The following is a 23921-nucleotide window of genomic DNA, read 5'->3' as shown; positions in this document are numbered from 1 at the left end:
GCCTAACTGTGGCACTCAACAGCAAAACGGCCAGCAGAATCTGCCGGCCGTTAGCTGTCATTGCTTAAAAAGGTCTGCTGCCGGGCGGAGGGCCGCCTGGGCCGGAGCCACCCGGCCCGAACCCGCCGGGACGGCCGCCCTCGGGCCGGTCGATGCCGGGAGGGGCGCCCGCGCCGCCGAAGTTGCGGATGTTGTAAGTAAACATCAGCATCACGTAGCGCTGCAGAATGTTGGTGCGCACGTCCTCGGTATAGGCCGGCGTAATGTTGCGCTGGATGCTGTTGTTCTGGCCCAGCAAGTCAAACGCATATAGGCGAATCTCTCCCTGCTGCTTGGCAAAGATTTTCTTGCCCAGGCTGGCGTTCCAAAGCACGAAATTCTGGTTAAAGCCCGCAGATAGGCCGCGGAACGAAACGTGGTTGACATCCGACGAGAAGGTCACGCCCTTGGCCACTATCCAGTTGAGGCGCAGTGAGGTGTTCTGGCGGAAAAACTGGTTGTTGGCCTGGGTCTGCAAGGAGTTGCGCACGTACGTCTGGCTGGAGTTCGAAGAGAGCGTAAAGTCCAGCTCGGGGCTGATGTTGGAGCTGAGCACCGCGCCCAGGTTGAAGCTAGGGGAGCGGTTGTAGTTCAGCTGGCCGTTCACGATGCCGGGCGTCTGGCTGTAATTGGCGCCGCCGTTCAGGTTGAGGTTGCTCTTGATAAAGCCCAGCGGCAGGCTGTAGTTGGCAAAGGTGCGCAGCGAGTATTGCTGATTTAGGTTGACAGGCAGCGTAATCTGGCCCCCAGCCGGCACCACCACTCCCCCAATGGGCGTGGGGCGGTCCACGATGAGGGTGCTATTGGTGATAAAGTTATCAGTGTAGGAACCGCCGATAAGAGCAAAAAACGAGGTTGACTTCTCGGGTTGCGCGGAGGAATAACGCGCAAACATGTTGTGTGAGAATTCCTGCTCCAGGTTGGGATTACCGGTAGTGATTTGCAGCGGGTTGGAGTTGTTTACTACTTCCTGCAGCTGGCTGATGCTCGGCGCATTGGTGCGCATGCGGTACACAAAGCGCAGGTTTTGCTGCTTATTAAAGTTGTAGCGCAGCATGGCGTTGGGCAGCACGTTCAGGAACGTGCGGCGCGTGCTGGCCACCTGCGGAAACTCCTGCTCGTTGCGCAGCGTGGCGTGCTGCAGCGAGGCGCCCACCATCCATTGCAACTGCTGGTCGTTGTAGCGGTAGCTCAGCCCGCCCGCATTGGTGAGGTAGCGGCTCTCAAACACGTTGCTCAGCGGTGTATTCAGCGCCGAGTACACACCCGTGGAGCTGTCGAAGTTGAAGGTGCGTCGGTCGGAGTCGTTGGGGGCGTAGGAGGAGTTCAGGTCGAACTGTAGCTGACTCTTAGGGCTCAGCGGCTCGGTGTATACGGCGTTGGCGCTCCAGTTCCAGCCCCGTTGGTCGAGGCGCGAGTACTGATCGGTGAGCAGGCGCTCGGGCGGCGTGGTAGTAAAGTCGAGGTTTTCCGACGTGAGGTAGTTGCTGCCGTTGCGGTCGTTGAGGGTAGTGTTCAGCCCCAATGAGAAGGTACGCCCGCGCCGCTGGAAGCGGTGCCGGTACAGCAGCTGGTTGCCGAAAGTAATGCCCGTGTTGGCCGAGCGATAGTCACTGGCGTTGGTGCTCTGCGTTTCGCCCGGCTCATTGCCGGTGCCGCCACGGCTGGTGCCGCCGTCCAGCTCGTTGTTGCTGGTATTGCGCTGCACCGTCAGGCGCGGCTGCCACAGCAGCGAGTTCAGCGAGTCGAACTTGTGCTCAAGGCGCAGGTTGAAGCGGTTGTTGATGTTGCGGCTGCGCGTGAGCGAGTTTTCATTGTAGCGAAGCAAGTCTACGTTGAAAGCCCGGGCAGTACTGCTGCTGAGGGTGTTGTCGCTCAGGTTAAAGAAGTAGCTGCTTTGTACATCCGTCTTCTGCCCCCAGGAGTCCGAGTAGTTCAGGCCGATGGCGTGCGTAGTCGAGATGCCGCCGCTTTGGTTTACCAGGAAGTTGCTGGCGTTGTTGTTACCACCCTGCCAGTTTCCGCCGCCCCCGCCGCCGGGGCGTCCACCGCCTCCGCCACCTGGGCGTCCACCGCCGCCACTGCCACCTTGGCGGGAGGTTCCTACCACGCCCAGCAGGTCATCGGTGCCGAAGTTCTGCTCATTTACGTTGTTGGACTGCGCCACCACGGACAGGCGCTGCTTGCCTTTAAAGGAGTTGATATTTCCGCTGGCGCGGTATCGCTCCTGCCCGTCGTTGCCGCGGCCAGCACCGGCCAGAACACGCCCAAACTGCCCGTTGCGAAACTGCGGCTTGGTTACGATGTTGATGGTTTTCTGCTGGTTGCCGTCGTCAAAGCCCGTGAACTGCGACTGTTCCGAGGACCGGTCGTACACCTGAATCTTGTCGATTACCTCGGCCGGGATGTTTTTGAGCACGGCGTCGGGGTCATTGCCGAAAAACTCCTTTCCGTCCACCAAAATGCGCTGCACCTGCTCGCCCTGGGCCTGCACGCGGCCATCGGCGCCCACGGTCACGCCCGGCATCTTTGTGATGAGGTCTTGGGCGTTGGCGTCGGGGTTGGTTTTGAATGCCCGGCTGTCAAACTGCGCCGTGTCGCCTTTCTGCACGGCCGCGGCTGCCCGACCGGTTACCTCTACGCCGCGCAGCGTAACGCCGGCTGCTTGCAGCGTGAGCGTGCCGAGGTTCAGCGGAGTGTTGGCTACGTCCACTGTCCGCTTCAGCGACTGATAACCCAGAAACGAGACGGTGAGGCGGTAACGGCCTGGTCCGGCACCTGGAATGCTGAAGCTGCCATCGGGCGTTACAGCAGCGCCGATTTTGGCCGAATCGGCTTGCAGGCGGGTAAGCAGCACGTTGGCCCCGATCAAAGGGGACTGGTCTTGAGCATCGAGCACGCGGCCCGTCACCGGAACGGATTGGGCCAGGGCCCACGGCGCAACCGTAAGCAGGCAAACGGAAAGTAGTCCTGATCTATAATTCATGAGCGGAAAGCAGCGCCAAACAAGCGGCTTAGATGGCGCAACGGCGCGGGCGTTTAAACGTCCGCTGTATACGTACCGCCAACGTATCGGATGGTTTGGACTTAACCTGCTCTGCGTCTACAGTTTGCGGACTAGAAATAATCCGTCGCGAATCAGTAGAAAGACGTTTTCTACGCGTTCGTCCTGTTGCACAAAGTCATTGAAGACCCGCACGGCGTGCGCGTCTTTGTCGGAAGGTTTGAGCGGGTAAGAAGGCAGGGCCTTGCCGCTCCACAGCACGTTGTCGATGAATAAGAAGCCACCCGGCCGCACCTGCGGCAGCACCAGCTCGTAGTACACCCGGTTGCGGATTTTGTCGGCGTCGATGAACACCAGGTCCCAGGTTTCCGCCAGCGTCGGGATAATCAGCTCCGCATCGCCGATGTGCAGGTGTACGCGGCCTGCGAGGCCGGCTTCGGCCACGTAACGCTCCACGCGGCTGCGCAGCTCGGGGTTTTGCTCTACGGTGTGCAGCTCGCCATCAGGAGGCAGACCTTCGGCCAGGCACAAGGCCGAGTAGCCGGTAAACGTACCCAACTCCAGTACCCGCCGCGGCCGCACCATGTGACTAAACATGCTTAGCAAACGCCCTTGGTAATGGCCCGACAGCATGCGTGGCATCAGCGTCTGCAAGTGCGTTTCGCGCACCAGCCGGCCCAGTAGCGGCGGTTCGGGTGAGGTGTGGTCGTCGGCGTATAGTTGAAGCTCGTCGGCGTTGTACATGAAATCAAAAGCTAAAAACAAAGCGCAAAGCTACGGTTGGCCGCCTTGGGCACTATACTGAGTGGTTGGTTGGCCGGAACATCAAAGTCGAGCTCCACAGCACGTCGTGCCTCAACTGCGCTCGGTGTGACTTTCTACTATATGCTCCGTGCCAGGTACATAAACGCTAGTTTTGGAGCGGCACCAGCCGAAAGCGCCACACGCCTACGCCAGACTTTCCCGTTTCAAAAGCGTGACCCGTCACGCGGTACAAACCTTCGTAGCGAAACACCTGCTCCTGAGTTTCCTCATCCGTAACCTTGCGAAATACCCGTACCGGTAGGCCAGTTTCCACGCTTTTGACCAAAGCAAGGTTGCGGTCATTGAGCACCTGATCAGTTATTTGATGCCCCGTTTTGGGGTCGCGGCCGCCCTGACCCGTGTAAATGATTTGATCTTCGCCAAACACGTCGTCCTCGTACACCTGCGACATCACGATGCTCTCGGCCCCGGTGTGTTGCGAACCGGCTATGCCTGCCCGCACCGGTCGGTGCATACCCGAAAGCCGCAGTTCCAGACGCGAGCGAAACGTGTCGCCGGGCAGATAGGAGCCAATGTGTCCGAAGTGGGGCATGTGAACTACGTGGTGACTAAATAGCCCAAGGCGTGAACCTTGGGCTATGAAAGCAGAACGGGAAAAGAGCCGGCTACCTGCCTTCCGGCACGTATTGCAGCATGCTCAGCTGATCTTCACGCAGCACGTCATTGGCTAGGTCCTGCAGCTCGGAGGAAGTGACCTGCCTGATGCGCTCGAATATTTCGTTCAGCGTCTCCACGCGGCCAAGGTCCAGGGTGCTTTTGCCAAGTAGCTGCATCATGCCGCCGTTGCTTTCCTCGGCCATGGCCAGCTGGCCCATCAGTTGTTCTTTGGCAATGTGCAGCTGCGAGGTGGTCAGGGCTTTTTCGCGCAGCAGGCGCAACTCGCGCATCACCAGTTGGTTGGTGCGCTCCAGGCGGCTTTTCTCAGTGGCAAAGTAGATGCCGAACAGGCCCGTGTCGGTGTAGGGCGCGTAATTAGCATCGATGCTGTACACAAAGCCGTACTTCTCGCGCACGGCCAGGTTCAGGCGCGAATTCATGCCGGGGCCGCCCAGAATGTTGGTCAGCATGAAGAACGGCAGGCGGCGCGCATCGGGCAGGGCGTAAGCCGGACAGCCAATAAGGCAGTGCGCCTGCGAAATCGGCTTCTGCTCGGTTTGGTGCTGCGGCTGGTACTCCGCGAAGGGCTGACGCGTCCGGGCGCCCAGCTGCGCGGGCAGCGGTGCCAGGTACTTATCAGCGAGGCGCTTTACCTGCTTAAAAGACAAATTGCTGACGGAGCTGAACACCAGCTGATCGGTGCGCAGGTTTTCTTGCAGGAAGCGGAAAAAGTCCTGTTGCTGAAAGCCCGATACACTTTCGCGGGTGCCCAGGATGTTGTGTCCCAACGCGTGCTGCCCAAATACCACGCCGTCGAAATCGTCGATGATAGCATCCTCAGGCGTGTCGACGTACATCGACATTTCCTCCAGAATCACGCCGCGCTCCTTCTCAATTTCCTTGACCGGAAACACCGAGTTGAAGGTCAGATCGGTTAGCAGCTCAAAGGCCCGCTCAAAATGCGTACTCAGCAGCGAGGCGTAAAAGCAGATCTTTTCCTTGGTGGTGTAGGCATTCAGCTCGCCGCCCACCGACTCTAAGCGGTTCAGGATGTGAATGGAGCGGCGCTTCTCGGTGCCTTTGAAGGCCATGTGTTCCCAGAAGTGGGCCAGCCCGTACTGTTCCGGCCGCTCATCGCGCGAGCCGATGTCGAGCAGGAAGCCGCAGTGTGCGATTTTGGTATGCAGCACCTGCTTGTGAAGCACGCGGATGCCATTAGGTAACTCGTAGAAATCGTATTCGAGCATGGATACAAAGGGCGCTGTGGGGCGCGGAAGCGACCAAAGCGCTAAAAGCCAGCAAACAAATGTGAGCAGCTAGCCCAGCATGTGCCGGGCCGCGAAAGGCTGCAAAGGTACAACAGCAAAGCGGCCAAAAGGTATGGCCATCAGCAGTGCTACGGCGGAGCTTACCCGAAGTTGGCGGCCAACGCCGTAGTGTGCTGCTCGGCCTCGGCCAGTGCCAGCAGCAGCTGGCTGGTCTGAATACCGTGGGCGCAGTGGAAGTGGCTAAGCGGGCACTTGTTGTAGCCGTGCAGGCCGCAGGGCTTGCAAGCCAGTTCTTCCTTCAATTCTACCACGCGGGCAAATGAGCTCAACGGCCCAAAGCCGAAATAGGGCACCGTGGAGCAGAATACCGCGCAGGTAGGCGCATCCACTGCCGACGCGAGGTGCATCGGGGCTGAGTCGTTCACGTAGTTCAGCACTGCGCCGCGCATCAAGGCTGCCGAAGCCAGCAACGTGAGTTTGCCTGCCAAGTTCACTACCTGGTCGCGGCCACCCATGATCTGAAGCTGCTGGCAGGCTTCGGCATCGGAAGGCGCGCCTAGTAAATACACCGTGTAGTGCTCCGGCAAAGCGCGCAGCAGCTTGGCCCACTGCTCCAGCGGGAACTGCTTGGTAAACCACACCGAGGTGGGTGCAATGCACACGTAAGGCATGGCCGCGGTGTACTGTGCCACGGCCGCCTCGTCAGCTGGAGTAGGGTAGAGGCGCGGCGGCGTTAGCTTCTCATTGAAGCCGGGCTCCAGCAAACTTAGGTTACGCGTTACCTCGTGCAGACCCGGTGCGAAGCCGTGCAGCACTTGGTGCGTAAACAGCCAGCTCAGCGGATTTTTATCGAAACCTATTTTTTCGCGGGCACCGGAGAAGGCCGTCAGGAAGCCCGTGGAAGCAAAACGCTGCAGGTTGATGACGCGGTCGTACTGGTTGGCGCGAATCTGCTGCAGCAGGCGCCACAGGCCCAGGTACTTGTCCTTTTTCTTGTCCCATACCAGCACCTCCCGCACATGCGGATGCCCCTGCAGCAACCCTTCGTTTCCGCGCCGAACCAATACATCCACCGGAGTGTCGGGGTCGGTTTCCTGTAAGCGCTCCAGCATAGCCGTTGCCAGGATGGCGTCGCCGATGAAAGCCGTTTGAATCAGGAGAATAGAAGGGCGGGCAGTGGTTGTGAGCATAGGGCGGGAGCAAGAAAACAAATATACCGAGCAAGTGGAACGCTACAATTGTTTTTGTCCAATTTCTTGTGCAAAACTCACGGGCAAAGTGTGATAATTTTTGCCTGCGTGGTTTTAACAAAATAGTTCTAAAAATAAGTCAATGCTTTAGTGCGGGTTGACGGACGATGTGCTTGCTTTTTCAGGGAGTTAGTAAGTCAAGCATTCGGGAAAGCGCTTGGAAGTTCGTTGTATTGATAATAGGAGATAGGTATGCCGCATCTGACACACAGGTAGCAAGCATACCTTAGATAGCTACCACGGCAAGCCAACAGTAAGAACAACTAGCTAATAGCGGTGCGCCGAGCTTTCGATCAGCTATGAGAGAGTTCTGTAGGGTGCTGGCTAGCCATTAACGGTAGTCTACCCGCCCTGCCTTGGGTGTTGCCATTCCGCTTAACTTGCAACCGCTCGCCCCGGTGGCGGTCTTTCCCGTGCTTTTATTCCGATTTCATGCGCTACGGCTCCATTTCACCCGACCTTTTCATCGAAAACCGCCGCAATTTTGAGCGGCAGCTGCTGCCCGGTTCGCTGGCCATCTTCCAGGCCAACGACGTGATGCCGACCAACGCCGACGGCACCATGGCTTTCCGCCAAAACAACGATTTGTTCTACCTCTCCGGCGTGGATCAGGAGGAAAGTATCCTGCTGATCTTTCCCGATGCCAAGCTGCCGCAGTACCGCGAAATCCTGTTTCTGAAGGAGACAAGTGAGCATATCCTCGTGTGGGAAGGCTACAAGCTGACTAAAGACGAAGCACGGGCACAATCGGGCATCCGCACCATCATGTGGCTCGATTCCTTTAAACAGGTGCTGCACGCGCTTATGAACGAAGCCGAGCACGTGTACCTGAACTCCAACGAGCACATCCGCTCGTTGGTGGAAGTGGAAACACGCGACGCGCGCTTCATCAAGTGGATTCGGGAGCAATACCCGTTGCACAACTACAAGCGTGCTGCCACCATCATGCACTACCTGCGGGCCATCAAGAGCGAAGAAGAAATTCGCCTAATGCGCCGGGCTTGCGAGATTACCGGCAACGCGTTCCGCCGCTTGCTAGGCTTTGTGAAGCCGGGCGTGATGGAGTACGAAGTAGAAGCCGAAATCTGGCACGAGTTCATCCGCAGCGGTTCGCGCGGGCCGGCCTACGGCAGCATTATCGCCTCGGGCGCCAATGCTTGTATTCTGCACTACGTCAGCAACGACCGGGAGTGCAAAGACGGCGACGTGATGCTGCTGGACTTTGGTGCTGAATACGCCAACTACGCCGCCGACCTCTCGCGCAGCATTCCGGTAAACGGCCAGTTCACTCCGCGTCAGCGCGAGGTGTACGAGGCCGTGTTGCGGGTGATGAAATTCGCCAAATCGCAGCTGGTAGCCGGCAACAATATTGAGGAGTACCACGCCGCCGTAGGCCGCACCATGGAGCAGGAGCTCATCGGGCTGGGCCTGCTTTCGCAGGGCGATGTGAACAACCAAGACCCTGCCGCGCCCCTGTACAAGAAGTACTTTATGCACGGCACCTCGCACTACCTCGGCCTGGATGTGCACGACGTGGGAGCCAAGTACCGCACCTTCGAGCCAGGCATGGTATACACCGTGGAACCGGGTATTTACATCCGTGAAGAAGGCCTGGGAATTCGCCTGGAAAACGACGTGGTCATCACCCGCTCGCAATGCGAGGATCTGATGGCCGACATCCCGCTGGAAGCCGACGACATTGAGCGCCTGATGCGCCGCTCGTAAACCGTCTTTACGTGCCATTGTAGGAAGCCGACCTCAACTGAGGTCGGCTTTTTTTTATCACTGGAATGAAGTGCAGCAGCGGTTTTTTGACCAATTGCCTAGCTCCTGAGTTCCAGTGGATAGGACTTTAACCTGAGCAGTGGTTAGGCGAGGAAATTAAGGGAATACACAACCAACTAGGGCTTCAGAAAGTATAGGCAAGGGGTAATGTTTAGGCGCGGAAGGCTTATTTCGCGCCCCGAACTGCTTTTTTCAACCATAGCGTTTCTCATATGAAACACCTTATAACCACCACGGTCCTGGGCCTGGCGCTGCTGGCGTCAGTCCCGCATGGGCAGGCCCAAACGGCCGATCGAAAAACAGCCATTGGACTTAATGTCAGCGGTTTTCAGTACAAAGGAAACTACGGTTCCGATTACTGGAATTCCAGCAACATGCAGTATGGACCCGGAATTTCCATCAGCCGCTACCTCACGCCCGGGCTTGATCTAGGGCTGCATGGTAACTACGCAGAGCTCAAGGGCGGCCCCAACTCCCTTCGCTCGTTCAATACCAATGTGGTAAACGTAAACCTGGGCCTGAAATTCAAGCTGAACAACGGCTGGGCTTTCAAGGAGGATGCTGTCGTGCAGCCGTATCTGCTAGCTGCTCCGGGCCTGACTTACACCAGCCGCGAAGGCTCGTTCAATGGTGCAGCTATTGACCAGGATAAAAGCTACTTCGACCTGTTCGGCGCCGCTGGTATCAATTTCCGTCTCGGTGAAGGGGTAGGCTTGTTCGTTCAGACGGGCCAGCACATTCCGCTGAACGCCAACCTCGATGGCGACCCTACCCGCGACGATAACAAGTGGGACGACCGTTTCCTGCAGCATACGGTAGGCCTCACCGTGAACCTCGGCAAAGCCAAGGATAGCGACGGCGACGGCGTGCCCGACCGCAAAGACAAGTGCCCCAACACTCCCAGCGGCGTAGCCGTGGACGAAAATGGCTGCCCGCTCGATGGTGACAAGGACGGGGTACCAGATTATCAGGACCAGTGCCCCACCGAAGCCGGTAAGCCAGAACTGCAAGGCTGCCCCGACCGTGACAACGACGGTGTGCGCGACTCCGAGGACGAGTGTCCGGATCAGCCTGGCACGGCTGCCCTGCGCGGCTGCCCCGATGCCGACGGTGACGGCGTGGCCGATAAGAATGACCGCTGCCCCGATACGCCGCGTGGTACCCAGGTAGATGCCAACGGCTGCCCGCTCGATAGCGACGGCGACGGTGTGCCGGATGCCCAGGACCGCTGCCCCAACACCCCGGCCGGCGCTAAAGTAGACGCCAACGGCTGCCCGGAAATTCCGCAGGAAATCCGTAAGCTGGAGCAACCGATCCGCTTCCGGACCAACAGCACCCAGATTCTGCCCTCGTCGTACCCGACGCTCGACAAGATGGTGCGCGCCCTGCAGGACAACCCGCAGTACAGCCTGCGCATCGTAGGTCACGCCGATAGCCGTGGTACGGAGGAGTACAACCAAGCTCTGTCGGAGCGCCGTGCCGTCTCGGCGAAGAACTACTTCACCAAGAAAGGCGTCGACCCGAGCCGTATCCCGACCAGTGGCCTAGGTGAATCCGCCCCGGCTGCGCCCAACACGTCGGCCAAGAATATGTCGCAGAACCGTCGCGTAGAATTCCGCTTCGAGTTCTTTATCCCTGGCCAGGAGGCCACGCCACAGCCCTAAGGCTCGGTAGCACCTCCACGCAATGAAAAGCGGCGTCCCGAGTTCGGGGCGCCGCTTTTTTGTGTCCAGCCTGCTTCGAATCAGCACGGGTCAAAAGCTCGGTTACCGCTTCCCATAGCCTCGTCACTAGTTTCTGTAGCTACTTGCATCAGACTGAAAATCAAGTTTATTTCCGCTCGGTGCACATGCAGTAAAGTTGGGCCAGCAGTTTAGAGTCAAGTTGTGGTGGTGCTGTTAGAACGCGTGAAATACTTATTTCTGCAGGCCTTACAAAGCACCAAGCGTATCCTGCTGGCTGGTCAATCAAAAATCTCAATTATGCCACCTGGCCTGCTGAGTCAGTTGAGAACTTCGGTTGCTGTGTTTCTGGTCTGTATCAAGGGCTGCGCCGACACGCAACAGGATGGGCAACGGCAAACTGCAGCCGGGCTTAACTAGCGGCTGGTGTCGGCCCAAGAACGTCGCCTGAGCCACATGCCATATAAAAAGGCCACGGCTTGGATTGCCGTGGCCTTCGGTAATGGAGGCAGGTACAAGCCATGCGGCTTGCAAGGGCTGCCAGGTTACTTCAAAACTTCACCCGAAATGCCGGGCAGCACTTTGGTAAGCTGATCCAACTGCTGCTGGGTAAAGTCACCGCTGATGGACATGAGTACAAACGAGTCGGGCACGTCGCGCACGCGGCTGGTGGCTACTACTTCGCGCACCCGGTCGCCGCTACGGCGCACGGAATAGCGGTAGGCAGGGCTGCCGCCTTCAGCGGCCTGCGTGGTGAGAGGCTCGTACCGCTCGTTTTGCAGCAAGCCCTCTACCTCGTTTAGTAGACCGCGCTCCGTGAGGTTGCGGGCTCCCGAGGAAGTAGGAGTGAAGGTGAGGGCCCGAATGTTGCGTACGGCCGTCAGTGCCTGCAGGGCATCGGTATCGGAAAGGCGGCCCAAGCGGCCCATCGCAATGCGCGTGAGCAAATTGGGCTCGTAGGTAGTGGCGCGAAAGCCCGAGCGGTTTTCGTATTTGCTGAAAAACTCAGCCACGGTACGGGCGGGATTTTCGGGCCCGGCGGCGCGGCAAGAAGCCAGCCACAGCAGAACCAGCACGGGCAGATAACGAAGGAGAAGACGGTAGTTCATGGAAGCGAAGTAAAGCGAAGACACATTGTCATTGGCTCAACTCTACGCACGCCGCCCGCCGAAAGGTTTAGTCGAAGGCTACCACGTTCAGAAAGTATACCTGCCGCTGGGCGCCGGTTTCGGGGCGCACGCGCTGATAACCGTAGGCCAGAAACCGGCTCCCGTACCACGGAAGCAGGCCTTGCTGTTCGGTGTGGAGCGTCTTCTCCTTGGCCCCGGCAGTATTGGTGAGAATGGGCACGTTCAGGTCGTTGGAGGATGAAGCCGTTCGGTCGACCACCTTATACCGGATGAGTCCCTCCTCCATATAGGCCAACACCAGCTGTTTCTGGTCGGGGAGGGGCCGTACGCGCACGGTTTCGGTCAGGGTGTAGTTTTCGGCGCTCTTCAGCACGAAGGTGTTGTCCCATAACAAGGTCCCGTTGCGGTCGAAGCCGCACACGATGGCGTGGCTGGAGCGGTAGCCATCAAACGTGCGCATGGTACCGAACATGGTGAAGCCCGGCGAATCGGAGCGGTAACGCGGGTAGTACACCTCGGCCACCAGCACGTAGCCATCCTGGAAGGGCATCATGCGGTGGGTGAGGATGCGGTAGCGCAGGCGCAACTCGCGACCGGCGGCCCGGCGCTGAGCGCTGCGGGCCCGCAGTCGCTCGGCCCGGCGCGGCTTCATGAAGTCAAAAAAGTGCTTCAGTACCGTAAAATCGTAGAAGCGCAAGGGGGGGCGCACTGCCGGCCCGCCCGACAAATCGGAAGCAAATAGCCCCTGAGCGTAACGCGGGTCGCGCAGGGTATAAGTACCAGCAAGTAAGCGTTTGGTGCTGTCGCCGGGGCTGAGCTCGGCCGTGACCAGCCCCCGGCCGCTTTCGGCCTGGATATACTGCGAAGTGAGCAGCTGCCCCTGCGCCGATAGCTGCTTCACCAGCAAGCGGGCCTGGTGGCCGTTGTCCTGGCTGAGCACGTAGCCGGCGCGTTTAGTAGCTGAGTCTGGCAAAAACGAAAGCTGCGTCGGGATGGACTCGTATACCGATGGCAGCAAGCGAAACTCCTCCCGCTCAGGGTCAATGTGCAGGACCGTTAGGTGGCGGTCGAGCTGGGCCGTGGCGAACAGCTTGCCGTCGAGGGCTTCCAGGTCGTAGAGGTCGTTGACGGTTTTGGTGTCAAAGGCAAAGCCAATGGTGCGGCCGCTGCGCAAATCAAGGCGAAACAGCTGAAATCGGGCCTTTACATAATCCGACTGGAATAGTGCGTAAGCGAACGGGGCTTCGGCACAGGCCTGCTTCAGCTGAAATTCTGGCTTGACCTCGATGGGTACTTCGCGCAACGTGTCCAAATTCCGATCGAGGTGCCGGAAACTATACTGTGAGCGGAAGCTCCCCGTAGGCTGGCTTTCGATGAACAGCACCACCGTGGTGTCGGGCAGCGGCAGCACGCGCACGTCGCTGCCGTACGGATCAAGCTTAAGCTCCAGCCGCAACGGCTGGGTGGGAGCCGGCTGGCCCCGCAGCCACAAGGGCAGCATCATGAGCAACAGCAGGAGCGTGCGGGACATGGGAAAAGGAGCGGAAAAAAGATGCTGAGCGGTGGAAATCAAATTACGACAAAGCAGGGCAAAAGTGAAGTGCCGCCGGCCGACGGAGATTAGTTACGTGTAAGTAGATGCAATACGCCCGCCGATTGCACACCGAGGGTATATGTTTTCCGCATCAGGTGAGGGATGAGTGGAAACCGGAGCTTAACAGCAAGCTGCTTGCAAGCGCACATTCAATCACTCGTTGTTCGTTTCAATCGCAACGGGCGGTGCACTCTACCATAGGGTTCTGCTAATCCCACGCTAACGAAAACGGCCGGCCCGCCAGAAAGCGGAACGGCCGTTCAGTACCAATAACATCAGCAAGGTTTAGTGCCCCAGCTCCAGAATCGTGTCGAACTCATCGGGCCGCAGCGGCATTACCGAGAGGCGGGATTGACGCAGCAACCTAATCTGCTGCAGGCGGGCATCGGCTTTGATGGCGGCAAGGGAAACCGGCCGGGGCAGCCGTTGGTGGGGGCGCAGGTCTACGGCTACCCAGGGCGAGCCGGGCTCGGCGGTGCGGTCGGAGGCAGGGGGATTTACTACTTCCGCCACGCCCACCACTTCTTTGTCGGTTACGCTGTGGTACACCAGCACCAGGTCGCCGGGCTGCATCTGGGCCAGGCAGTTGCGGGCTTGGTGGTTGCGCACGCCGGTCCAGTCGGTCTGGCCGTCGCGTTCGAGGTCGGCGAAGCTATAGGCGGAAGGCTCGGATTTGACAAGCCAGAAACGAGGCGAAGCAGAAGCGGCGGATTGAGTCATGCCGCAAAATTGCAAAGCCGCGGGCAGACGCGGAATCTGCCCGCGTCGGAAGCGCATCATCAACTATCGGCAGGTTGACGCTCTTAAACAGGCCTTAGATAAAAAAGCACAGCGCTGTTGCCGGGTTTATTTTTCTTCGACGCGTTTAACTTTCAGCACGTCGTTATCGAGCGAAATAACCTCCAGCAGGTATGGCGGCTCCTTTTCATCGTCAAGAGTAATGCGGAGGGTGTGCTCTTTGGCGGCCGTCCACTTGCCTTTGTGCCCTTCCATACCATCAGTAGGGGCAATATCGTATTGCGTGAACAAGCCGTTCTTCTCGAACGCAAAGCCCGTACGGCCCCGCGAGGGCGGAAAGTTGTACGTGTTGGGCCGGTAGACCTGCACGTCGCCTTGGCTTTCTTCATGGGCGTGCAGCCAGGTACGGTAGAGCTTTTGCATTTCGGGGGAGTTGGCTACGGCCGATTCGTTGCGGCAGGTGCTCGAAAGCAGCAGCACGCTCAGGGCGAAAAGTAGGACGGGGAGTCGCATAGAGGCTAGCATTCAGAATCTAACATACGCAAGCGGTGAGTTTTTTGACGTGATGCGGGCAGGGGGCGTGCCGCTTGCTCCGGCTTTTGCGTATAGCTTTACTGCCCCAAACCCGATTTGCCTTGGAAAACCGCGCCCTCATTCGCGCCTTTCGCCTGATGGCCCAGCTGCTGGAGCTACACGACGAAAATCCCTTTAAAGTGCGCGCCTACGAAGGTGCCGCCGCCGCCATCGACCGCCTCAACCACCCGCTTACCGACCTTGCCCCAAGCGAGTTCACCACCACGGGCGGCCTAGGCAAAAGCGCTGCCGTAGCGGCACAGGAGTTGCTGCGCACCGGTACGTTTCCGGAGCTGGCGCGCCTGCAGGAAGCCACTCCGCCTGGCGTGGTGGAAATGCTCGGCATTAAGGGCATTGGCCCGAAAAAGATTCGGGTGCTATGGCGCGAGCTGGGCGTGGAAACCATTCCGGCCCTGCGCGAAGCTGCCGAGCAAAACCGGGTAAGCGGGTTGAAAGGCTTCGGGGCCAAAACGCAGGAAGCCATTTTGCAGGCCCTGGAATTTACCGATCAGAGCAAGGGCAAGCTGCTGCTGCCGCAGGCTCAGCAGCTCGGACAGCAGCTCGTGGAACTGCTACAGGAAGCCCTGCGCACCGAGCAAGTGAAGGTGGCCGGCGAAGTGCGGCGTGCGTTGCCGGTGGTGGAAACCGTGCGCGTGGTAGTGGGTACCAACCAAGCCTGGAAGGCACACGAGGCGCTCGATGCCGTGGAGGCACTGCTGCAAGACGAAGCCAATTCCGGCCCCTTTGCTTGGCGCGGCACGGCTACGCAATCAGGTGTGAAAGTAGAGGTGCAGCTGGCTAAGCCCGAGGACTTTACTACGTGCGTGTTTTTGCAGACGGGTTCCGATGCGCACCTCTTGGCCCCGCTCGGGGCCAAGGCCCCCGCGGCCACCCTTCGGCAGTTGGTGCGCGGCACCCGCTTCTTTACCGAAGAAGCCATTTATGAAAAAGCCGGTCTGCAGTACATCGAGCCAGAAATGCGCGAAGGCACCGGCGAAATAGCCGAAGCCGCGGCCCAGCAGCTCCCGCGCCTGCTCACCGATGCCGACCTGCGTGGTTCGCTGCACAACCACAGCACGTACTCCGACGGCGCGCATTCGCTGTGGCAGATGGCCGAGTTTCTGCGCGACCAGGGCTACCAGTACCTCGGTATTTGTGACCATTCGCGGGCTGCTCATTACGCTGGTGGGCTGAGCATCGAGCGGGTGCGCGAGCAGCACCAGGAAATCGAGCAGCTCAACGAGGAACTGGCTCCGTTCCGCATCTTTAAAGGCATTGAATCCGATATTCTGTCTGACGGTTCGCTCGATTACCCCGATGAGGTGCTGGCTTCCTTCGACTTTGTGGTGGCTTCCGTGCACAGCGGACTAAAGATGGATCAGGACCGCGCCACCGAGCGGTTGCTGCGTGCCATCCAGAATCCCTACTGCACCATACTGGGCCATCCCACCGGCCGCCTGCTGCTGCGCCGTGAGGGTTATCCCGTCGATTTCGACGCCATTATCGACGCCTGCGCCGAACACAATGTCGTTATCGAAATCAACGCCAACCCTTGGCGGCTCGACCTGGACTGGCAGTATGTGCGCTTGGCTCTGCAGAAAGGCGTACGCTTGAGCATCAACCCCGACGCCCACCACACTGACGGTTACGCCGACATGCGCTACGGCGTGCTGCAGGGCCGCAAAGGAGGCCTGACCGCCGCCATGACCCTCAACGCTATGCCGGCCGACGAGTTGGATGCATATTTCCGCCAGCGCCGGGAAAAAGCAACAAAATTTGCCGGTCCGAAGTCAACAAAGAAACCCGTCGACTACGGGCCCTTGTTCGGGTAACGCGTAGCGCGGGCTTATCCGGCCCGACTGGCAGCAAGGAGAACAAGGTGACATCGGACCCCAACGGTGACACTTCCGGTAAGTGACACTCCGCGCGCTACAGCTCATTCAACTCAGCCTAATCAGCGGTGAAAATATTAGTCCTGCGTTTTTCGTCCATCGGCGACATTGTCCTGACCACGCCCGTGGTGCGCGGCCTGAAGCAGCAGGTACCCAACGCAAAGGTGCATTACTGCACCAAGCCTGCGTACCGGGGTATGCTGGAGGCCAATCCATACGTGGACAAGGTGCACTGCCTTACTGGTACTTTGGGCGAGTTGGTGCGCGAACTGCAGGCTGAAGAGTTTGATTTCGTTGTGGACTTGCACAACAACCTACGCACGTTCATGATCAAGCTGCGTTTGGGCCGCCCTGGCGCCAGCTTCGATAAGCTGAACCTGCGCAAGTGGCTCCGCGTGAACCTGAAATGGGACGTGCTGCCGCGCGTGCACATCGTGCAGCGTTATCTGGCCGCCGCCGCCCCACTCGGCGTGCAGGACGACGGCCGCGGGCTCGACTACTTTATTCCCGCTGAGCAGGAAGTAGATGTAGAATCGGCACTACCCGTCGAGTTTCATAATGGGTATGTTGCCTTCGCTATCGGGGCGCAACACGCTACTAAGCGCCTGCCAGTGGAGCGTATCGTTGAGCTGTGCGCGCAACTGCGCCGGCCCGTGGTGCTGCTCGGCGGCCCCGAGGACGAAAGCACCGGCCACGTGGTGGAGCTGCACTTCGATCAACTACCGGCCGAGGTCGTTCCCACCGAACAGTCACGGGTGCCTTACAGCCCTTATTACTTCGAGAAGAACGCGTTGCCGCCTTCGCGCACCCGAATCCATAACGCCTGTGGCCGGTTTTCGCTGCACCAATCGGCGTCGCTGGTGAAGCAGGCGCAATTGGTAATCAGCCACGATACTGGCCTGATGCACATTGCGGCGGCCTTTCGGAAAGAAATATTCAGCGTGTGGGGCAACACGGTCCCCGAGTTCGGAATGTACCCGTACCGAACCGAGTTCCGGGTGTTGGAAGTGGAAGGCCTGGCCTGCCGTCCGTGCTCCAAGATCGGCTACGCGAAATGTCCGCAGGGCCATTTTCGCTGCATGCGCGATATTCGGTTCGATCTGGACTTGCCGCCATTTCGCGACGCGCGCTAAGCGCTGCCAAGCATTTCAGATGAGCTAATGTGCTAGCTATGAAACAGGTCAGGGCCTGCAGGGGTTAAAGCAAAGGCAGCGGCATTGCTGCGTCGAGGCCCAATAACCGTTTCCTTCCCATGACCTTAACCGAGCAAGAATCCCGCGCCGTGCTGGTACAGGTGGGCAAAGATGCCCTGCTGGCCGACGTACAAGCCGGCCGCCACACCTTTGTCATCGATGAGCCAACCGATGCCGGAGGGCATGATCAGGGCCCTACACCCTACGATTTGCTGCTGTCGGCCCTTGGCGCCTGCACCGCTATTACGTTGCGGCTTTACGCCAATCAAAAGCAATGGCCTTTGGAAACCATCGAAGTACGCTTGCGTCATAGCCGCGTGCATGCCACCGACTGCACGAGTTGCGAAGCCGCCGATAGTCGCCTCGACCACGTGCACAAAGAACTGCGCCTGCTCGGTCCGCTCTCGCCCGAGCAACGGCAGCGCCTCGAGCAGATTTCTAGCAAGTGCCCGGTGCAGAAAACCTTGATGGCTGGAATAAACATTACCACCCAGCTCATCGCTGAAAACGAGTACTTTGCCGCTTAAACCGGCACTGTTATGCAACCCAAGCTTTGTGAGCACCTCGCGTCCCTGACGCAAGTGACGCCCGCCATCGAGTACGCTTGCGCCGAATGCCTAGCCCTCGGCGACACTTGGGTGCACCTGCGCGTGTGTCAGCAGTGCGGCCACGTCGGCTGCTGCAACGATTCCAAGAACAAGCACGCCACCCAGCATTACCATGCTACGCAGCATCCAGTCATAGCCTCCGCCGAACCAGGTGAGCGGTGGGTCTGGTGCTTTACTGATGAGTCGTTTGCAGCATATTAAGGCAGGCCATTAGTTGTTAGCTGTTTTTGTTACGGGGTTATTATCAAATACTTGACTATAAACACAGCCATTGAAAGGACATCTGTAAAAGCCGATGTAGAGCGCTTTAAAATTAATTCTCATCAAAGTCATAAAGCCTTGACAAAGTGCAGAAAGGGTTTAGTAGTTTTGAGGGTTGTGTGAACGAGCAACTTTTTCAACTTACTTCTCCTTACTTCACTTCTTTCATGCGTAATTCTCTACTTAAGTTCTTGGCCTTCATGATGGTGGCACTGGTATTTACTGCCTGTGGTCCGTCTATTTATTTGGCCAAAGAGTTTCGCTCCTATGCTCCTAAGCACAAGCGCGTAGCCATTTTGCCAGCATCGGTGACCATGGAGCTGCGCCCCAATCAAGCCAAGAAAATGACCGTCGAGCAGCAACGCGAGATGGAAAATAAAAGCGGTGTTGATTTCCAGGAGAAAATTTACTCTTGGTTGTTGCGCCGTGGACAGCAGCGTGGCTACACTGTTGAATTCCAGGACGTAACCCAGACCAACGCTCTCCTGCACCAAAACAACATCACTTACGCTAGCATCCGTACCAAGACGCCTCAGGAACTGGCCCAGATATTGGGCGTTGATGCTGTACTAAGCTCCACGGTTCGCACCACCAAACCTATGAGCGACGGTGCTGCTGTAGCCGTAGGCTTACTAGTAGGTGCTTGGGGAGCTACCAACCAAGCTAACATTACAGTAAACATTCACGAGGCTGAAGCTGGCAAACTGCTTTGGAAGTACGACTACGTAGCTTCTGGCTCAGTATTCAGCTCTACTGATAACATCGTGGATATGCTGATGCGCAACGCCTCTAAGAAGTTTCCTTACACGCCGGTTAAAGGCTAAGCAACCCCTTGCTCGTTACACAAATGCCCTCGTACACACGGGGGCATTTTTTATTCGCATCCTGTTTCACCACTGTTGGCTTCCGGCAAGAAATGGAAGTGTTGTTGGTTACTCTAGCTTAGCAGATTTCTCTAACCTCCCAACCAACAAAAAGCCCCCAGCGTTTTGCTGGGGGCTTTTTGTTAGGTCAAGACGGGTGTTAACCTATTTGCTCAAAGCCGCAGTAGCGGTGCAGCACCTGCGGTAGCTTGATGCCTTCGGATGTCTGGTTGTTTTCCAGCAGGGCCGCCACGATGCGCGGCAGCGCCAATGCCGAGCCGTTCAGCGTGTGTAGCAGCTGCGTTTTGCCGCCTTCGGCGCGGTAGCGTAGCTTCAGGCGGTTGGCCTGGTACGTCTCGAAGTTCGAGCACGACGACACCTCCAGCCAGCGCTGTTGGGCCGCCGACCATACCTCTAGGTCATAAGTCAGGGCCGACGTAAAGCTCATGTCGCCGCCACAGAGGCGCAGCACACGGTAGGGGAGTTCCAGCTTCTGCAGCAGTCCCTCGATGTGGGCCAGCATTTCTTCCAAGATGCTGTAGCTCTGCTCGGGTTGGGCTATCTGTACGATTTCCACCTTGTCGAACTGGTGCAGGCGGTTCAGACCGCGCACGTGGGCGCCCCAGGAACCAGCCTCGCGGCGGAAACAGGGGGTGTAGCCCGCGTTACGAATGGGCAGGCGCTCCGTCGGGATGATTTCGTCGCGGTACAAGTTCGTGATTGGCACCTCCGCCGTCGGAATCAGGTACAGGTCGTCGGCGGTGGCGTGGTACATCTGGCCCTCTTTGTCGGGGAGCTGACCCGTACCAAAGCCCGAAGCCTCATTGATCAGAATGGGCGGCTGGATTTCGGTGTAACCGGCATTTAGTGCCTCATCGATAAAGAAATTGATGAGCGCGCGCTGCAGGCGGGCACCTTGGCCTTTATACACGGGAAAGCCCGCGCCGGTAATCTTGTTGCCGAGGGCAAAGTCGATGATGTCGTACTGCTCGATCAGTTCCCAGTGCGGCTTGGCACCGGCGGGCAGTTCGGGCTTTTGGCCCACTTCGCGCACTACCTCGTTGTCATCGGCCGTGCGGCCCTGCGGTACGCTTTCGTGGGGTAGGTTGGGAAGGCGCACCAGCAGCTCGTGCAGCTCCTTCTCCACCTGCGTGAGCTCCTCCGCGTGGCCCTTGATCTGCGTTTTGAGCGAAGCCGTGCGGGCTTTCAGCTCCTCGGCGCCGGCTTTGTCGCCGCTCTTCATCAGGCCGCCGATCTGCTGGGCCAGCTTGTTGGCCTCGGCCTGGGCGGTGTCGTGCTCGGTTTGGAGCTGACGGCGGCGTTGATCCAGCTCGAGGATGCGGTTTATCTCGGCTTCGGCGTTTGGATAATGCTTCTTGGCCAATCCGGCTAAGACCCGGTCGGTTTGCTCTTTCAGGACGGAAACTTGCAGCATACTACAGCGACAATACGCAATGGAACGCGGCAAAAGTAGCGGTTTTCGCCCGCGGCAGCCGGCATTGGCCCAACATTCTGACAGGATCGGGCTTCTGCTGCCTTTACAGGTGCAGTACCCGGTGTGGCCGGGTTGGCCCGACCGTAATTACCGCAGTTGCACGCCCCGCAATCGGCCGCTGACCTGCACATTATTGGGGAAAGTGCAGGTGAAGGTGCCCGAAACCTTGTTGGTGCTGGCGTCGCGCAGGCTCTGTCCACTAGCCGACGATGCCCCCACGCCATCCAGGGTAGCCGTAACTACGTCGGTCGTGTTGGCTCCGATCGTAGGAATACTTTGGCGAAAGGACAGGCGAAGAGCCTTATTGCTGTAAAGCTTTCCGGCTACCGTAAGTGAGGCCAATCGGTTATCGTAGGAGGAAGAGACGACGTGCGCTTCGAGCAAATCATAAGGTGCTGTGCCATCTACGCTCACCTCCACCGTAGTGATGTACTCAATAGTTGGTACCGTTGTGGGTTTCGGCGTGTCTTCTTTGCAGCCGGTCAAAAGGCTGGCTGCGAACAACAGATAAGCGAAGCGTTTCATGAATAGGAGCGTGGCTATGAACGCAAGTTAAGCGTAAAAAGAAGCCCAAGTAGCTGCGCTCAGCCACCCTGGTGCAGGTCGCACTTGGGCATGTGTTAGCTGATCAACTCCAAGCCACTTCTTTCTTCAAATGGCTGAACTATATGAATCTGTGAAAAGTTAAATTCTTGCTGGCCGACTAGAAAAAGGCCGCATCCTATTGGCCTTGTTGGCCGTATTGCGTAACATTGCGCAAGCAAGCCGGCGACTGATGCCGGGCCCCGCCTCCTCGGTGGTACACGGCCCGATCCTTTCCAGCGCCCGGAGAATCTACGTTTTTGACACTCCTGCCCGCGCTTTTGCGCTGCTTATCTGTTGGTTTTGTGCCGTGGCGGCTCGTTTAGGGCCACGGCGGCATCTGCCGGGCATCTCCATCCCGAATTTCTCCCTCCCCGTACCCATTTATGTACACTATTGACGAGCTCAAGGACCGATTGCTGTCCGAGCTAAAGGAAATAGCCGAATCCTTAAACGTGGGCAATTTCCGTCGCCTGAGCAAGCAGGACCTTATCTATAAGATTCTGGATCAGCAAGCTATTACGCCGCCTGATAAAATGCCCAGCAAGCGCGGAGTAACTACCGATGTGGCTGCTGAAGTTCCTGCCTCCAATGGCAGCGCAGTAGCCGCTGCCCCTGCTGCTCCGGCCCGGCCCGATCGGCGCAACAGCCGCGCCGCCGCTGCGCCCGCTGCCGTAGCCGCCGCTCCGGTAGCTGAAGCAGTAGTGGCAGAAGCCCCAGCCGCACCAGAAATAACGCCAGCGCCGGCCACCAACGGCCGCGCTCCTCGCGGTGGGCAACGCCCGGCCCGAGGCCGTAATGCGGCTCCGCAAGCCGTAGAACCGGTAGAAATACCAGCTACGGCTCCTGCTATGGAGCCGGTGGAAGCGCCGCCCATCGAAACGCCGGCTTCGCCATTACCCGTCATCGAGACGCCGCCTGCGGAAACCCCGACGCCGGTGCCGGTGCCGCGCCCGAACGAAGAGGGGCCCCGCGAGCAGCGTCCGGTACGCTTTGTGGTGCCGCAGCCCGGCCGTGAGCCCCGCGAAATCCGTCCGGCCGACTACCGCCGCGACGCCCCGCGTCCCGACCGCAACGCTGCGCGCGAGCCGCAGGCTGCTCCAGCCCCGGTTCCGGCTGCCGCTCCTGCCGCGCCACGTCCGGCTAGCGACCAGCCCCGACCCGTAATCATTCCGCAGCCGCCCCGCGAAGAGCGTGACCCCCGCGCTGAAGTGCGGGAGCCGCGTGAGGGCCGCGAGCCGCGCGAAGGACGTGACCCCCGCGAGCCGCGTCGCGATGACCTACGCCGTGAGGACCGCTTCAACCGCGGCGACCGTGAACGTGACCCGCGTCAGCCTCAGGGCCCGCGCCCGGTTGCTGAGCCCGGCCAGGCACAGCCTCAGCGCCAGCCGCAGCCGCCACGTGTGGAGTCACTTGACATCACCATCCAAAGCGAAGGCGCCCTGGAAATGATGCCCGATGGCGGCTATGGTTTCCTCCGCTCGCCTTACTACAATTACCTCGCCTCGCCCGACGATGTCTATGTATCGCCGCAGCAGGTGAAGCAGTACTCGCTGAAGGCTGGAGACACCGTGAAGGCGACCGTACGCCCGCCCCGCGAAGGCGAGAAATACTACGCGCTGGTTTCGGTGGAAAGCATTAACGGCCGCTCGGTGGAAGATGTGCGCGACCGGATTTCGTTCTCGCACCTGACGCCGCTCTTCGCCGATGAGCGCCTGAAGCTCACCACCACGCCCAACCAGCTTAGCACGCGTATTCTGGACCTGTTTTCCCCCATTGGCAAAGGCCAGCGCGGCTTGATCGTGGCGCAGCCCAAGGTGGGTAAGACGGTGTTGCTGCAAGAAATTGCCAACTCTATTGCCGAAAACCACCCCGAGGTGTACCTGATGATTCTGCTCATCGACGAACGCCCCGAGGAAGTAACCGAGATGCAGCGTACGGTGAAAGCCGAAGTGCTCAGCTCGACCTTCGACGAAACCGCCGACCGCCACGTAAAAATCGCGGCCATGGCCCTCGACAAGGCCAAGCGCCTCGTGGAATGCGGCCACGACGTGGTGATTCTACTTGATTCCATCACCCGTTTGGCCCGTGCTTACAACACGGTGCAGCCGTCGTCCAGCCGTATCTTGTCGGGTGGTATCGATGCCGGGGCGCTGCAGAAGCCGAAGCGCTTCTTCGGGGCAGCCCGCAACGTGGAAAATGGCGGCTCGCTGACCATCATTGCCACAGCGCTGATTGATACGGGCTCGAAGATGGACGAAGTTATCTTCGAGGAATTCAAGGGCACAGGCAACATGGAGCTGGTGCTCGACCGGAAGCTGGCCAATAAGCGCATCTTCCCGGCTATCGACGTTCCGGCTTCGGGTACCCGCCGCGAGGACCTGCTCATGGGCAAGGACGAACTGAGCCGCGTGTGGGTACTGCGCAAGTTCATGTCGGACATGACTTCTACCGAAGCCATGGAATTCTTGAAGGACCGCATGAAAGGCACCCGCGACAACATGGAATTCCTGGTGTCGATGAACGGCTAAGCCACATCGGT

19 protein-coding genes are annotated in these 23921 nt (G+C 58.8%); 8 read left to right on the top strand and 11 right to left on the bottom strand.

Annotation, left to right across the window (positions count from 1 at the left end; genetic code table 11):
* Window positions 1-64 precede the first annotated feature (64 nt).
* The 5 genes from AC5FXY_RS00485 to AC5FXY_RS00465 all read right to left on the bottom strand — a co-directional run bounded on the left by AC5FXY_RS00485 (window position 65) and on the right by AC5FXY_RS00465 (window position 6923).
* Window positions 65-3025, bottom strand: coding sequence for a TonB-dependent receptor (locus AC5FXY_RS00485; RefSeq protein WP_493554666.1), 2961 nt, complete (start codon window positions 3023-3025; stop codon window positions 65-67).
* Window positions 3026-3142: 117 nt separating this feature from the next.
* On the bottom strand, window positions 3143-3787 hold the full coding sequence (locus AC5FXY_RS00480) for an O-methyltransferase (protein WP_493554946.1): 645 nt from the start codon (window positions 3785-3787) through the stop codon (window positions 3143-3145).
* A 166-nt stretch (window positions 3788-3953) separates the two neighbouring features.
* Window positions 3954-4400: a YDG/SRA domain-containing protein gene (locus tag AC5FXY_RS00475; protein WP_493554665.1), complete on the bottom strand. Its 447-nt coding sequence runs from the start codon at window positions 4398-4400 to the stop codon at window positions 3954-3956.
* Window positions 4401-4473: 73 nt separating this feature from the next.
* Window positions 4474-5712, bottom strand: a complete 1239-nt coding sequence (locus tag AC5FXY_RS00470) for a M16 family metallopeptidase (protein ID WP_493554664.1) — start codon at window positions 5710-5712, stop codon at window positions 4474-4476.
* Between the two features lie 161 nt (window positions 5713-5873).
* Entirely contained in the window at window positions 5874-6923 is a 1050-nt protein-coding gene (locus AC5FXY_RS00465; protein ID WP_493554663.1) for a glycosyltransferase family 9 protein, read from the bottom strand.
* A 492-nt stretch (window positions 6924-7415) separates the two neighbouring features.
* Between AC5FXY_RS00465 and AC5FXY_RS00460 the strand changes: the two genes are divergently transcribed.
* Both AC5FXY_RS00460 and AC5FXY_RS00455 read left to right on the top strand, forming a co-directional pair.
* Window positions 7416-8708, top strand: a complete 1293-nt coding sequence (locus tag AC5FXY_RS00460; protein WP_493554662.1) for an aminopeptidase P N-terminal domain-containing protein — start codon at window positions 7416-7418, stop codon at window positions 8706-8708.
* Between the two features lie 272 nt (window positions 8709-8980).
* Window positions 8981-10432 (top strand): OmpA family protein, encoded by a 1452-nt coding sequence (locus AC5FXY_RS00455; RefSeq protein ID WP_493554661.1) that lies wholly within the window; start codon window positions 8981-8983, stop codon window positions 10430-10432.
* Window positions 10433-10995: 563 nt separating this feature from the next.
* Here AC5FXY_RS00455 and AC5FXY_RS00450 read toward each other — a convergent pair.
* The 4 genes from AC5FXY_RS00450 to AC5FXY_RS00435 form a co-directional block, all read right to left on the bottom strand.
* Complete coding sequence (locus AC5FXY_RS00450; RefSeq protein WP_493554660.1) at window positions 10996-11559, bottom strand: DUF4252 domain-containing protein; 564 nt, start codon at window positions 11557-11559, stop codon at window positions 10996-10998.
* A 67-nt stretch (window positions 11560-11626) separates the two neighbouring features.
* A complete protein-coding gene (locus AC5FXY_RS00445; RefSeq protein WP_493554659.1) occupies window positions 11627-13111 on the bottom strand; it encodes a hypothetical protein in 1485 nt (494 codons plus the stop codon).
* A gap of 348 nt (window positions 13112-13459) precedes the next feature.
* Window positions 13460-13894 carry an EVE domain-containing protein gene (locus AC5FXY_RS00440; protein WP_493554658.1) on the bottom strand — a complete coding sequence of 145 codons (435 nt, stop codon included), beginning with the start codon at window positions 13892-13894 and terminating at the stop codon, window positions 13460-13462.
* 126 nt (window positions 13895-14020) lie between these two features.
* On the bottom strand, window positions 14021-14425 hold the full coding sequence (locus tag AC5FXY_RS00435; RefSeq protein ID WP_493554657.1) for a hypothetical protein: 405 nt from the start codon (window positions 14423-14425) through the stop codon (window positions 14021-14023).
* 122 nt (window positions 14426-14547) lie between these two features.
* On the opposite strand from AC5FXY_RS00435, the gene polX reads away from it, so the two are divergent.
* The 5 genes from polX to AC5FXY_RS00410 all read left to right on the top strand — a co-directional run bounded on the left by polX (window position 14548) and on the right by AC5FXY_RS00410 (window position 19263).
* Window positions 14548-16317 (top strand): DNA polymerase/3'-5' exonuclease PolX, encoded by a 1770-nt coding sequence (gene polX / locus AC5FXY_RS00430; RefSeq protein WP_493554656.1) that lies wholly within the window; start codon window positions 14548-14550, stop codon window positions 16315-16317.
* Window positions 16318-16445: 128 nt separating this feature from the next.
* Window positions 16446-17510, top strand: a complete 1065-nt coding sequence (locus AC5FXY_RS00425) for a glycosyltransferase family 9 protein (RefSeq protein ID WP_493554655.1) — start codon at window positions 16446-16448, stop codon at window positions 17508-17510.
* Between the two features lie 119 nt (window positions 17511-17629).
* Entirely contained in the window at window positions 17630-18097 is a 468-nt protein-coding gene (locus AC5FXY_RS00420) for an OsmC family protein (protein WP_493554654.1), read from the top strand.
* Window positions 18098-18109: 12 nt separating this feature from the next.
* Window positions 18110-18379, top strand: a complete 270-nt coding sequence (locus AC5FXY_RS00415; protein WP_493554653.1) for a UBP-type zinc finger domain-containing protein — start codon at window positions 18110-18112, stop codon at window positions 18377-18379.
* A 227-nt stretch (window positions 18380-18606) separates the two neighbouring features.
* A complete protein-coding gene (locus AC5FXY_RS00410) occupies window positions 18607-19263 on the top strand; it encodes a hypothetical protein (protein WP_493554652.1) in 657 nt (218 codons plus the stop codon).
* A 199-nt stretch (window positions 19264-19462) separates the two neighbouring features.
* Here AC5FXY_RS00410 and serS read toward each other — a convergent pair whose 3' ends face one another.
* Complete coding sequence (serS, locus tag AC5FXY_RS00405) at window positions 19463-20737, bottom strand: serine--tRNA ligase (protein ID WP_493554651.1); 1275 nt, start codon at window positions 20735-20737, stop codon at window positions 19463-19465.
* Between the two features lie 147 nt (window positions 20738-20884).
* A complete protein-coding gene (locus tag AC5FXY_RS00400; RefSeq protein ID WP_493554650.1) occupies window positions 20885-21322 on the bottom strand; it encodes a hypothetical protein in 438 nt (145 codons plus the stop codon).
* A 443-nt stretch (window positions 21323-21765) separates the two neighbouring features.
* On the opposite strand from AC5FXY_RS00400, the gene rho reads away from it, so the two are divergent.
* The gene (gene rho, locus AC5FXY_RS00395) at window positions 21766-23910 is read left to right on the top strand and encodes a transcription termination factor Rho (protein WP_493554649.1); all 2145 of its coding nucleotides are present in this window, start codon (window positions 21766-21768) and stop codon (window positions 23908-23910) included.
* Window positions 23911-23921 lie beyond the last annotated feature (11 nt).

It is taken from the genome of Hymenobacter sp. FMD4, from assembly GCF_058932745.1.
This window is presented reverse-complemented; position numbering and strand designations above follow the sequence as displayed.